Below are 13,032 nucleotides of genomic sequence, written 5' to 3'. Positions count from 1 at the left end.
AGGCCCGGCCAACGCTTCAGGCTTCGGCGCGCTGGTGCTTCTTCAAGCGGTAGGCAAACTGCGCCCGGCTCAGCCCCAGCAAACGGGCGGCGGCGGCCAGGTTGCCGGCGCTTTTTTCCAGGGCCTCGTTGATCAGCCGTGACTCCAGGCCGTCGATGGAGAAGTCCGGGTCGCGCTGATTCAGGCTGTCGAGCAGCGTCGCCTGGGCCTGATCGCTTGCCCCTTGGGTCAGGGACAGGCTGCCATGATCATCCAGGGAGTAAGCCTCTTCGGGTAAAGATTCATTGCGAAACAGGTGCACCAGATCAATCGCCTGGCCGTCTTCGCTGGCGATCAGGCCCCGTTCGATCAGGTTCTGCAGTTCCCGCACGTTGCCGGCAAAGTCATAACGCAGCAGCACCTTCAGGGCACGCATGGTCAGCCCGGCCGGGGTGCGCGCGTACTCGTGGCAATAGCGCTGGAGAAAGGCGTTGATCAGCAGCGGAATGTCATCGCGGCGCTCGCGCAGGGGCGGCAGGGCGATGGGGTAGACATTGAGGCGGTAGAACAGGTCGGCGCGAAACTCGCCGTCGGCCACCGCTTTACGCAAATCAATGTTGGTGGCCGCCACCACCCGCACGTCCACGGCAATCCCGTGGCCGCCGCCGACCCGTTCGATTTCCCGCTCTTGCAGGGCACGCAGCAGCTTGCCTTGACCGGCCAGGCTCAGGCAGGTGATTTCATCCAGGAACAGGGTGCCGCCCTGGGCCCGCTCAAAGCGCCCGGGCCGCGAGTGGGTGGCGCCGGTGAAGGCGCCGCGCTCGACGCCGAACAGCTCGGCTTCCATCAGGTTGTCGGGGATCGCCGCACAGTTAAGGGCGATAAAGGGCCCGGCCCGGCGCTGACTGAGTTGGTGCAGTTGGCGGGCGAAGAGTTCCTTGCCCACGCCCGATTCGCCGCTGATCAGCACCGTGGCCGGGGTCGCCGCCACGCGCTGCAGGGCTTGGGTGGCGGCATTGAACGCTGCGCTGGTGCCGATCAGCGGCTGCTGGCTGGAGGCCGGGGCGATGACGGCGGACGGTTTGGCCGCTGGGACCGGGGCGGCCAGCGCCGGCAGCGGCGAGACATTCAGGTAGCTGAGGTCCTGCTCGACGTCGCCCCACTGGGCGGCAGTCTTGCCCAGCACCCGGCAGTTGGCGTGGCCCATGCCGCGGCATTCCACCTCGCGGAAAATCACCATCTGGCCAAACAGGCAACTGACGAAACCGATGGCGTAGCCCAACTCGGTCCAGCACACCGGGTCCTGGCCGATGCCGTAGGCGGCCACGTGTTCGTCGGCTTCGCAGGAGTGGTGCCAGAGGAACTCGCCTTCGTAGAAGCCCGAGTCGGCGTCGAACTTGAAGTGCAGCGGCTCGACCTTGGTCATGCCTTCCAGGCTGTGCAGGTGGGTGCCGGCGCGAAACACCGCCGCCGCATCGGCCTGGGGCCAGCGCTCACGGATCAGCCGCGCATCCCGCGCCCCGGAAGCATAACCGGTGCGGGTGAACAGCCCGCGCGCCTGCTCCAAGCCTTGGCGCTCGATGATCTCCCGGCGCAGGGCGCCAAAGGAGGAGCTGTGCAGCAACAGCATGCGCTGGTCGTTGAGCCAGATGCGCCCGTCGTCGGGGGAGAAAAACAGGCAGTCATTGAGTTCGGCCGGTGTCGGTGAGCTGCTGGCGCTGAGTTCGCTGCTGTCGCCCCGTGGGCGGTAGGGTTCGCTGGCCACCTGGTGGTCGGGCAGCGGGCAGTGGGGAGTTGTCATTGTGATGCCCCTGGAACGCAGTGATCGATATGAGCAATTGGCGAGATAGTTATTAAACATAACTTTATCAATTGAACAAGCGCGGCCGTCGCAGGGGCCACCCGGGACGGGCGATGAGTCACTGGTTCCATCGTGCAAAGGCTTGAGCTAGAGCGGTCGGCGTGTCATCTGCAAGCGCCGTGGCGAAACCGGCACAGCCCTTGCTCAAGGCCTGGTACGGCGTTGTGTGAGCCCTTGGGGCCGCGACGACGAAGACAATTACAAGAACCGGGAGTGTGCAATGTCTGTGTCTGAAACCCCTCAATTTCTGCGGCGGGCCCTTGAGTCCCAATGCCTGTTCAATGGTGACTGGGTGCCCGGGTCGGCCCCGGTGCAAGCGGTGATCGAGCCGGCGACCGGCGAGGTGCTGATGCACAGCGCCATGGCCGACCCGGCCGATATTGCTGCCGCTTGCCGTGCAGCGTCCCTGGCTCAGCCGGCCTGGGCGGCCCTGGGACCACGTCAGCGTGCCGAGGTATTCCGCAAAGCGGCTGGCTGGGCCCAGCAATCTTTCGACGAACTGGCTCTGTATGTCGCTCGGGAAACCGGCGGCGCGCTGTTCAAGGGTGAGCATGAAGTGCGCGAAGCCATTGTGTTGCTGCACCAGGCGGCAGGGTTGCTGTCCCAGCCCCACGGCTTGGTGTTGCCCAGCGAAGCGGGGCGCTTGTCCTATGCGCGGCGCCAGCCCCACGGCGTGGTCGGGGTGATCTCGCCGTTCAATTTCCCGCTGATCCTGTCCTTGCGTTCGGTGGCCCCGGCCCTGGCGGCGGGCAATGCAGTGGTGCTCAAACCCGACCCGCAGACCCCCATCAGCGGCGGCTTGCTGATTGCCCGTTTATTCGAGGCCGCCGGCTTGCCCAAGGGCCTGTTGCAGGTGTTGCCGGGGGCCGCGGATGCCGGCGAGGCGCTGTGTCGTGACCCCAATGTGCGGATGATCGCCTTTACCGGCTCCACCGGCGCCGGGCGCAAAGTGGCCGAGGTGGCCGGGCGGCATCTGAAAAAGGTCGCCCTGGAGTTGGGCGGCAAGAACCCGCTGATCATTCTTGAAGACGCCGACCTGGACCTGGCCGCCAGCAATGCCGCCTGGGGCGCCTGGCTGCACCAGGGGCAGATCTGCATGGCCAGTGGCTTGATCCTGGTGCATGAATCCATCGCCGCCGCCCTGACGCGCAAGCTGGTGGACAAGGCCCGGGCCCTGACCGTGGGCAATGCCGCCCGGGGCGAGGCCGCCCTGGGGCCGTTGATCAACGCCCGGCAGTTGCAGCGGGTGGAGCAGATTGTCAGGGACACCCTGGACGCCGGCGCGCGCCTGGAAGCGGGGGGCGAGTCCCACGGCCTGTTCTATCAGCCGACGGTGCTCAGCGGTGTGCGCCCGGGCATGCGCGCCTTCGAAGACGAAGTGTTCGGCCCGGTGGCCACGGTGGTGAGTTTTGCCAGCGATGAAGAAGCCATCGAGTTGGCCAACCGCACTGAATACGGCCTGGCTGCCGCGGTGATTTCGCCGTCGGTGGGCCGCGCCATGGCCATCGGCGAACGCCTGCAGTGCGGGTTGCTGCACATCAACGACCAGACCGTTGCCGACGAGTGCGTCAACCCCTTCGGCGGGCGTGGCGCCTCGGGCAATGGCGGCAGCGTCGGCGGCCCGGCGGACTGGGACGAGTACAGCCAATGGCAATGGGTCACGGTGAAAAACACTCCGCCGGCCTATCCGTTCTGACGTTCACCATCGCGCATGCCTGCACCACAACCCTGCCTAGACAAGAATAAGAGGGCTTGAACATGAACCTGCATAACAAAACCCTGGTGGTCACTGGTGCCGCTTCCGGTATCGGCGCTGAACTGGCGCGCCTGGCGCAGTTCCAGGGGGCGAGGGTGATCGGCATCGATCGCCACGAACCGCAACTGACCCTGGACGGCTTCTTCCAGGCTGACCTGGGCGACCCGGCCAGCATCGATGATTTGGTGGCACGCCTGCCGGAACGTATCGACGCCCTGTGCAACGTCGCCGGCGTCCCCGGCACCGCGCCGGTGCAGGCGGTGGCCCAGGTCAACTACCTGGGCCTGCGCCACCTCAGCGAGGGGTTGCTGCCGCGCATGACCCCGGGGGGCAGCATCGTCAATGTGGCGTCGATCCTGGGCGCCCAGTGGCCGGAACGCCTGGCGCTGCACAAGGCCCTGGCGTCCACTGAATCCTATGCGGCGGGGCAACAGTGGCTGGCGGCCAACCCGGTGCCCCAGGGCAGTTGCTACCAGTACTTCAAGGAAGCGCTGATCGTCTGGAGTTATCAGCAATCCCACAGCTGGTTCCGCGACCATTCGGTGCGGGTCAACTGCGTGGCACCAGGGCCGGTGCTGACGCCGATCCTCGGGGATTTCGTGAGCATGCTGGGGGAGGAACGGGTGGCCCGCGACAGCGTGCGCATGAAGCGTCCGGCCCTGGCCGACGAGGTGGCGGCGGTGATTGCCTTCCTCTGCTCGGATGCAGCGCGCTGGGTCAACGGCGTCAACCTGCCGGTGGACGGCGGCCTGGCCGCGACCTACGTGTAAAGGTCGCACTGGCGTTAAACCCCGGTCGCGGGCTCACCGCGCCGGGGGTCTTGAACAACAACAAAAATACAGGACTTTCACGATGCTCAAGCCATGCTTGCGGACCGCTGCGGCCGCGATTTCCGTTGCCCTGTGCGCCAACGCCCAGGCCTATGACCTGCCGGGCCTGAACCTGGGCAGTACCAGTTTCTACGACGGCTCACCGGCACCGGCCGGGCCGGGCTGGTACCTGGAGGAATACCTGACCTATTCCCGGGCCAACCGCTTCAACGACGCCAACGGCAACAAGCTGGCGTTGCCCAAGCAGCAACTGGAAGTGGTGGCGCCCACCACCCAGATCATTTACGTCGGCCAGCCCCTGGCCAATGGCGCCATGCCCGGCTTCACCCTGATCAACACCTCCCTGGCCCATGTCGATGTCGACGATGGCCTGAACAACGCCGCCTTGAGTTCACGCGCCGGGTTTGGCGACGTGATCCTTGGCGCCTTTCTGCAACTGCCAACCCTGATCCGCGCCGATGGCAGCCCGCTGCTGACCCAGCGCGTCGAGGCCGATGTCTCGGTGCCGGTCGGCGCCTACGACCGCAACCGTTCGATCAACCCCGGCAGCAACTTCTGGTCGTTCAACCCTTATTACGCCGCCACCTATTGGTTCAGCCCGAAGTGGTCGGCCAGCGGCCGGTTCATGTACCTGTGGAACGGCAAGAACGACGACCCGGCAGCCGGTTTTGGCGACGTCAGCGACACCCAGGCCGGCCAGGCCCTGCACGCCAACCTGACCCTGCAATACGCCTTCAGCGAGCAATTCAGCGCCGGGCTCAACGGCTACTGGCTCAAGCAGATCACCGACACCGAAGTCGACGGTCACACCGTCAGTGGCCGCCGGGAAAAAGTCTGGGCCATCGGCCCGGGCGTGCTCTACGCCTTCAGCAAGGAAAACGTACTGTCGGTCAACGCCTACTTTGAACAGCAGGCCGAGAACCGCACCGAGGGCAACAAGCTGGTGTTTAACCTGTTGCACAAGTTCTAGGGCGCAACGGTCGGGCGGCGCGGCATGGCTGCCCGGCTAGCCGTTTTCGGCACAATTGTGCCGACAGCGGGTGCGGCGGAATGGAATTTGCGTCTTGCAGCCCCAGTCAGCCTTGCGGGCCTTACAGGACAGCTCGATGAACCGTTCTTTTTGCGCCGTTGCGGCGCCCGCCAGCGCGGCGTTGATGACCGCGCCGTTGCAGCGTTTCCACACCAGCGACATCGACCAGCACGCGCAGAACATGGGCGGCTGGCAGGTGCGTTATGACCAACTCAGCCCCGGGCGTTTCGACGGTGAGCTGATCGAGTTGCGGGCCGACTGGATGCAATTGGTCCGCGACCGCTCTAATCAGGCCATGCTCAAGAGTGGCGCCGCCTGGGAGGGCGCCATTACCTTCAGCGTGCCCTTGAGCGCCCAGGGCCCGGTGTTCTGTTCCGGGCACCCGATTCATGAGCCCAGCCTGCTCGTAGCTCACGGCAATAACCTGCCGGACCTGCGCACGCCCGAGCACCTGGACTTGCTGGGTGTGGCAGTGGAGGAGCAGGCCCTGGCCCATTTGTTGGAGCGCCAGGGCGCGGCGTTTCGAATTACCGATCTTCCCAAGTGTTACCGCCTCGCGGGTTCTTCGGTGCAAGCCGAGCTGAGCGCGCTGTTCGATGAACTGGCCGGCGCCGACCAGGACCGGACCAACCTCCTGGGTTACGAGGCGATCCGCCACGGCATTCGTGATGCGGTGATGGTGCAGTTGCTGGAGCTGGTGGCGCCGGACCAGGCGCCTCCGCTGAACCCTACGGCGCGCAAACGCATGGTCGACCGCGCCCGGGAATACGCCCTGGGGCACCTGGACCAGCCGCTGTCGATCCTCGACCTGTGCAACCACATCGGCGCCAGCCGGCGCAAACTCCAGTACTGCTTCCAGGAAACCCTGGGCATCAACCCAGTGGCGTATTTGCGGGCGCTGCGCCTCAATGCAGTGCGTCGCGAACTGCGCGACAGTACCCGCGAACACGGGGTGCAAGAGGTGGCGGCGCGCTGGGGGTTCTGGCATTTGAGCCGTTTTGCCAGCGATTACCGCACCCTGTTTGGCGAGACCCCGTCGCAGACCCTGCACCGTCGCTAACTGTGCTGAAAACGGATAACCCGCCGACCGGGGGCGTTACTAGGATGGCCCACACCACTTGATTGGGAGGGGCCTTCGATGAACGACAAGAATAATTCCAACCTGAGCCGCATCGGTTGTTTCAGCCTGTTGTGCCTGGGCCTGTGCGCCACGGCGCAGGCCACTGAAAATGGCGCGCCGACCACCGCCGTTGGGGTCTACGACTTCGGCGCCGGGATGATGCCGCCGGCCACGCCATTCGGCACCTTGGGCCTGCGCACGGCGTTCTACTCGGCCAACGTGCAGAAGGACCGTCACGGCCGGTCCCTGGACAACCATTTCTCCCTGGACGTGCTGTCCATCGGCCTGGCCTACATGCGCATGACCGACCACGAAATCTTCGGCGCCAAGTACGGCTTCGGCACCGTGGTGCCGTTCTTCAAGATGGACGCCTCGGTGGAGGTGCCGACCCCGGGCGGGCCGCTCAAGCTGGAGGCCGACCCGTTCCGCCTGGCCGACGTGCAGTTGTTGCCGGTGATCCTGCAATGGACGCTGTCGCCCAACCTGTTCGTCAACACCCAGTTGCAGATCCAGGCGCCAACCGGCGACTACGACAAGAACCGGTTGATTTCCCCGGGGCTCAACCACTGGACCTTCTCGCCCATCTTCAACGCCACCTGGATCAGCGACAGCGGCTTCGAGGTGTCGTCGAGCTTTGAAGTGGACATCAACACCCGCAACCCGGACACCGACTACAAGAATGGCGTGGAGTATCGCCACGAGTTCGCCGTGGGCCAGCACTTCGGCCCCTGGACGGCGGGCATCGGTGGCTACTACTACCGCCAGTTCAGTGACGATGACGCGCCGGGGCTGACCAGCGGCAACCGCGCCCGGGTGTTGGCGGTGGGCCCGGCCCTGAGCTACTTCAAGCCGGGGCTGCCACCGATCTGGCTGCATGCCTACAAAGAGACCGACGCCAGTAACCGGGCCGAGGGCTACACCGTGGCCTTGCGCGTCTCGCAAAGTTTCTGAGGAACTCACCATGACTTCTGTGCATTCCACTGCCCATGTGGCGCCGGCGGCTGCGCGCCAGGCGACCGGGCGTCGAGAGGGGCTGGTGCTGATGCTGGGCAGCAGCCTGACCATCATGGGCTCGGTGATGATCGCGCCGATCCTGCCCAAGCTCGGCGCCGAGTTCGGCCCGATCACGCCCCAGGCCGACCTGCTGGTGCCCCTGGCGGTCACCGGCCCGGCCCTGGCCATTGCCCTGTGCGCACCGTTGGCCGGCTGGCTGGCCGACCGGGTCGGGCGTAAGGCGCTGCTGGTGATCGCCACGGTGCTGTATGCCTTGCTCGGCGCGGTGCCGGCGCTGCTGGGTGATTTGTCGTCGATCGTCTTGGTGCGTTTGCTGTTCGGGGTGGCGGAGGCGGCGGTGATGACCTGCTGCGCCACCTTGATCGCCGACTACTGGCAGGGCGAGGAACGCTTGCGCTACATCAACCGGCAGGTGGTGACCATCGGCCTGGTGGGCGCGTTGTTTTTCATCATTGGCGGGGCCCTGGGCGAGCACTCCTGGCGCTTGCCATTCTTCCTCTACCTGCTGCCGCTGCTGTTGGTGCCGGCGATGGTCAAGGTGCTGTGGGAGCCCCAGCGCGACCCACTCCAGGTCGCGGAACAGGTGTCTGAACAGCGCCCGGAGCGGGTGGCGCTGCTGCCCTTGCTGCTGGGCTATGGCTTGATCCTCGGCGGCATGGTTTTGAGCTTTGTGGTGCCGGTGCAGACGCCGATCCTGCTGGTCAGCCTGGGCGTCACCTCCAGCACCCTGATCGGCTTGTCCGCCGGCCTCAGCCTGCTGGCGACCCTGGGCGGCTCCCTGGCCTGGCCCTTGTTGCGCCGACGCCTGGGCGGCGCCGGCACCAACGCGCTGCTGCTGTTCCTGCTGGGCCTGGGCCTGTGGTTGCTGATGCGCGGGCAGAGCTACGCCGAGGTATTGCCCGCGGTGCTGATCCACGGCCTGGGCGCCGGGCTGCTGGTGCCCAACGTCATGGCCCCGGTGATGGAGGCCTTGACCGCCCGCACCCGGGGTCGCGGCCTGGGTGGGTTTACCGCCTGCCTGTATTTCGGCCAGTTCGTCAGCCCCTTGGTGGTGGCCGCCGCCACCGCGCTGGCCGGTGACCTGCGCCACGCCATTGCCTGGCTGGCCCTGGCCAGTGTCGGTGCCGGGCTGCTGTGGGTGCTGGCCGCGGTGCAGCGTCGGTTCAAACCCGTTGCGCCATCCCCTTATTCGTCGTTGAAGTAGCGTTGGAGTAATCGCCATGCAAGACATCCAGCACCTGTTGGATCAACAAGACGCCACCGGCCTGGCCGGGTTTGTCCGCCGGGGCGAGGTGCAGCCGGTGGAACTGCTGGACGGGGTCATCGCTCGCCTGGAACAGGTCGAACCGCAACTCAATGCGCTGGCCGAGCGCCTGTATGCACCGGCCCGCGCAGCCGCCCTCGATCCGCAGGCGCGCAGCGGCGTGTTTGCCGGGGTGCCGACCCTGATCAAGGATCTGTTTTCCCCGGTCCAGGGCGCGGCCATGACCAATGGTTCATTGGCCCTGGGACCGTTCCGCGCGGATTTTGAATGCGAAGTGGTGAGCCGCCTGCGCCGCGCCGGCTGCCTGATTCTCGGCACCAGCACGTCGCCGGAGTTCGGCACCTCGTACTCCACCGAGTCGCGACGTTTCGGCGCCACCCGTAACCCTTGGAACACCGCGCACAGCGCCGGCGGTTCCAGCGGTGGTGCGGCGTCCCTGGTGGCGGCGCGAGTGACGCCCTTTGCCCACGGCAATGACGGTGGCGGCTCGTTGCGGGTGCCGGCGTCCTGCTGCGGGGTGTTCGGTCTCAAGCCGAGCCGTGGCCTGTTGCCGTCCGGGCCGATGGTGGGCGAGGGCTGGGCCGGCATGGGCACGCCCCACGCCATCACCTTGTCGGTGCGTGACAGCGCCGCCTTGCTCGACGCCACCGCCGGCATCGACCTCGGCGCGCCCTATGCCGCGCCGCTGGCGGCCACGTCTTACAGCAGCGCTGTGCAACGCCCGCCCAAACCCCTGCGCATCGCCCTGGTGGAGCAACTGGGCCCTTGGCCCACCTCCGGGCAAGCCCTGGAGTCGGTGCGCGATGCCGCACGGCTGTGCGCAAGCCTGGGGCACCGGGTCGAGCCGGCGCAGTTGCCGGTGCACCTGCCGGCGTTTCTCGACCAGGTGTTCACCATCATCGGCGCCAGCACACGCAACTACCTGGACTTGCTGGGGCAGATGCGCGGTGTTGCGGTGCAGCCCGAGGAGCTGGAAGCCCGCACCCGTATCATCCTGCGCGACAAGGGCCAGGTCAGTGGCGCGCAGTACGCGGCGGCGGTGGAGTGGATCCATGCCCTGGGTCGTCAACTGGCGGTGTTTATGCAGGATTACGACCTGATCCTGAGCCCCACCCTGGCCCGCGAGCCGGTGGCCATCGGCGAGCTGGACCTGCAAGACGACAGCCTGAGCCTTGAGCAACTGATTGAGTGCTTCCACAGCTACTCGCCCTTTACCGCTTTATTCAACGCCAGCGGCCAACCGGCGATGTCTGTGCCTCTGTATTGGAGCGATAACGGCCTGCCCATGGGCGCGCACTTTGCCGGGCGGTTTGGCGAGGAACACACATTGCTGGCCCTGGCCGCGCAACTGGAACAAGCCCGGCCCTGGCGCCACCGGCTACCCCCGGTGAATGCCTGCCTACCTTCCCACCTCTAGCTCCCCACCCGGGCGCCGCCACCCACGGCGCCGATCACCCCGTTGCGCCCCATAGACGCTGGCTTCTGTAGGCGCTGGCTTGCCAGCGATCACGCTGGCACCTGCGTTGAAAATAATCGCGGGTGTCCCTATCCATTGCTGCGGTAATCGCTGCCCAGGGTGTCGGCCTTACGGCGAGTCCCTGTGATCACTCACTGTTACCCAACCCCCATGCTGCACCGTTATGGGCCTTCCACTGAGCCATTTGGTAGCAGTCCCCCCAGCCTTCGCGCACCTGCTTTCAGGCGACCTCGCCTGGGTTTGAGTGGTTGTTCGTTCTGAATCAATCACTTGAGTGTGAGTGCGCAAACCTGGCACGGCTTCTGCATTTTTGAATTTATGGATAATTGGATACAAAAATTCAAAAGGTGCTGCCCATGCAATTCGCTCCCGCTTACGTTGAACGTCAGCCCCTGACTGCCGAGGAGGAGGCTTACAACTTTCTGTTGGAGGCCATTTGCTGCGGCCGTTATTGCAAGGGCGATCGGCTGATTGCCGAAGATATTGCCGGGGAAATCGGCATGAGCCGGATGCCGGTGCGTGAAGCCTTTCGCCGTCTTGATGCCCAGGGCCTAGTGACGCTGCGGCCCAACCGCGGGGCGATTGTCAGTGGCTTGGACATCGACGAATTGCACGAAGTGTTCGAGATGCGCAGCGCCCTGGAAGGGCTGGCGGTGCGGGTGGCGGTGGCCCACATCGGCGAGCGCCAGTTGGCGGCCCTGGAGCGCTTGCTCGACGAAATGGATGACTACCGCGACGAAAGCGCCGAGTGGGTCAGCCGCCACCGCAAGTTCCACGAATACCTGTGCAGCCTCAGCGGCCGGCCACGGTTGCTCAAGCAGATCTCGGCCCTGTACTCGCTGATCGAGGCGCCCATGCGCCTGTGGCTGCAACACGTCGACAAGCCCATGAGCGCGCGCCAAGAGCACGCGGTGATCCTCGACGCCATTCGTGCCGGCCATGCCGAGCGGGCCGAGGCGGTGGTGCGTGAGCACATCGAAGGCACGGTGCCGGAGCTGATCAAGTTTCTGCAAAGCGAAAAAAAGTAGATCTAGAAGCGGGCCCGAGCCCGACGGTGTTGTGACTTTGAGTACTGCCCCCGTTAATCAACGAACTGGAGTGTCTGGTCATGCATAAACCAAGCGCCTTGCTGGCTGCGCTATCCCTAGGCCTTTGCGCACAGTGGGCGCTTGCCGCGCCCGTGGTGCCGGAGCGGCTGCAAAAGGTCGACAAGCTCACCTATTGCTCGGGCATGGATTCACCGCCCCTGGTGTCCTTTGACGAGGCGCAGAAACCCAAGGGCCTGACCGTCGACCTGGGCCTGGAAATCGCCAAGCGCCTGGGCAACAAACAGGTGCAGTGGCGGGTGATTCCGTTCTCCGGGTTGCTGCCGGCGTTGCTCGCCCAGCAGTGCGACATGATCGTCGACCAACTGTTTGACAAGCCCGAGCGCCGCGAGGTGATCGACATCGTCAATTACATGTATTCCAGCCAGTCGGTGGTGGTGCCCAAGGGCAACCCGAAAGGCATCAAGACCCTGGACAGCCTCTCCGGGCACAAGGTCGCGGTGCTCAACGGTTCGACCATCAAAACCTTGCTCGATGCGCAGAACGAAACCCTGGCCAAAGCCGGCAAGCCGCCCATGAAGCTGGTGGTCTACAACACCGACACCGACGCCTTTCAGGCCCTGCGCATCAGCCAGGTTGACGCCTACGGCACCACGGTGGAAACCGCCGGCTATTACGCGGCCATGGCCCCCGAGTTGTTCGAAGAAGGGGTGCCAGCCTTCAGTCGGATTCTCACCGGGCTGGGCATTCGCAAGGACGACCCACAACTAACGGCGGCTGTGCAGCAGATTGTCAGCGACATGCGCGGCGACGGCAGCTATGCCCAGTTGCTCGCCAAATGGCACGTGGCCAGCGACACACTCGACTGAGGCGGGCCCCTGATGAACTTCAATTGGGATGTGTTCTGGCAGTACCTGTTGCAGCCCAGCGGCGTGTACCTCACCGGGCTCTGGCTGACTTGCCTGATCAGTGTGCTGGCGATGTTGATGGGCTGCGCCCTGGGTCTGGCGGCGGCGCTTATGCGCCTGTCGCGCAACCCTTTGCTCAACTGGCCGGTGCGTTTTTATGTGTGGCTGATGCGCGGCACGCCGCTGCTGGTGCAGATCGTCTTTCTCTACACCGCCCTGGCGGCCGGCGGGATTTTCCGCTTCGAAGACCTGGAGCTGTTTGGGCTGGTGGTGCCGGGCAATATCCAGGCGGCGATCATCGCCCTGGGCCTGAATGAAGGCGCCTACATGTCGGAGATTATCCGCGCCGGCATTGGCGCCGTGGACAAGGGCCAGTACGAGGCCGGGCGTTCCCTGGGCATGACCTTCGGCAAGCTGATGCGGCGCATCGTACTGCCCCAGGCCTTCCGTGTGATCGTTCCGCCCCTGGGCAATGAATTCAACGTGATGCTCAAGAACACCACCTTGGTCAGCGTGATCGGCGTGCAGGAGTTGCTGCTGAGCACGCAGATGGTGACCTCGGCGACCTTCCGTGTGTTCGAGTTGTACCTGGTGGTGGCGCTCTATTTTCTGTTGTTGACCACGCTCTGGGGCTTCTTCCAGCGCTGGCTGGAACAGCGCTTCGGCCAGTCGGACCGGCCCACGCCACCGCTGGCCAGCAGCCGCATGTTCGGCCGCCACACCCTGAAACTGCTGCGGGGACGCTAA

11 protein-coding genes are annotated in these 13,032 nt (G+C 65.3%); 10 read left to right on the top strand and 1 reads right to left on the bottom strand.

Annotated features, from left to right (window positions below):
• Positions 1–16 precede the first annotated feature (16 nt).
• Complete coding sequence (locus M1B35_RS00735) at positions 17–1,780, bottom strand: sigma-54-dependent Fis family transcriptional regulator (protein WP_268260935.1); 1,764 nt, start codon at positions 1,778–1,780, stop codon at positions 17–19.
• A gap of 280 nt (positions 1,781–2,060) precedes the next feature.
• Between M1B35_RS00735 and M1B35_RS00730 the strand changes: the two genes are divergently transcribed.
• The 10 genes from M1B35_RS00730 (at position 2,061) to M1B35_RS00685 (ending at position 13,032) form a co-directional block, all read left to right on the top strand.
• Positions 2,061–3,536 carry a benzaldehyde dehydrogenase gene (locus M1B35_RS00730; RefSeq protein WP_123333654.1) on the top strand — a complete coding sequence of 492 codons (1,476 nt, stop codon included), beginning with the start codon at positions 2,061–2,063 and terminating at the stop codon, positions 3,534–3,536.
• A 62-nt stretch (positions 3,537–3,598) separates the two neighbouring features.
• Positions 3,599–4,366, top strand: coding sequence for a coniferyl-alcohol dehydrogenase (locus M1B35_RS00725; protein WP_268260934.1), 768 nt, complete (start codon positions 3,599–3,601; stop codon positions 4,364–4,366).
• 82 nt (positions 4,367–4,448) lie between these two features.
• The gene (locus tag M1B35_RS00720) at positions 4,449–5,396 is read left to right on the top strand and encodes a SphA family protein (RefSeq protein ID WP_123333650.1); all 948 of its coding nucleotides are present in this window, start codon (positions 4,449–4,451) and stop codon (positions 5,394–5,396) included.
• Between the two features lie 184 nt (positions 5,397–5,580).
• On the top strand, positions 5,581–6,516 hold the full coding sequence (locus M1B35_RS00715) for a helix-turn-helix domain-containing protein (RefSeq protein ID WP_425273375.1): 936 nt from the start codon (positions 5,581–5,583) through the stop codon (positions 6,514–6,516).
• A 78-nt stretch (positions 6,517–6,594) separates the two neighbouring features.
• A complete protein-coding gene (locus tag M1B35_RS00710; RefSeq protein ID WP_123333646.1) occupies positions 6,595–7,527 on the top strand; it encodes a SphA family protein in 933 nt (310 codons plus the stop codon).
• Between the two features lie 10 nt (positions 7,528–7,537).
• Positions 7,538–8,794 carry an MFS transporter gene (locus tag M1B35_RS00705; RefSeq protein ID WP_268260932.1) on the top strand — a complete coding sequence of 419 codons (1,257 nt, stop codon included), beginning with the start codon at positions 7,538–7,540 and terminating at the stop codon, positions 8,792–8,794.
• A gap of 16 nt (positions 8,795–8,810) precedes the next feature.
• Entirely contained in the window at positions 8,811–10,271 is a 1,461-nt protein-coding gene (locus M1B35_RS00700; protein WP_268260931.1) for an amidase, read from the top strand.
• 416 nt (positions 10,272–10,687) lie between these two features.
• Complete coding sequence (locus M1B35_RS00695; protein WP_123333640.1) at positions 10,688–11,359, top strand: GntR family transcriptional regulator; 672 nt, start codon at positions 10,688–10,690, stop codon at positions 11,357–11,359.
• Positions 11,360–11,439: 80 nt separating this feature from the next.
• Entirely contained in the window at positions 11,440–12,246 is an 807-nt protein-coding gene (locus M1B35_RS00690; RefSeq protein ID WP_268260930.1) for an ABC transporter substrate-binding protein, read from the top strand.
• 12 nt (positions 12,247–12,258) lie between these two features.
• Entirely contained in the window at positions 12,259–13,032 is a 774-nt protein-coding gene (locus tag M1B35_RS00685) for an amino acid ABC transporter permease (protein ID WP_268260929.1), read from the top strand.

The sequence above is a fragment of the Pseudomonas morbosilactucae genome, assembly GCF_023241665.1.
Taxonomy (GTDB): Bacteria; Pseudomonadota; Gammaproteobacteria; order Pseudomonadales; family Pseudomonadaceae; genus Aquipseudomonas; species Aquipseudomonas morbosilactucae.
This window is presented reverse-complemented; position numbering and strand designations above follow the sequence as displayed.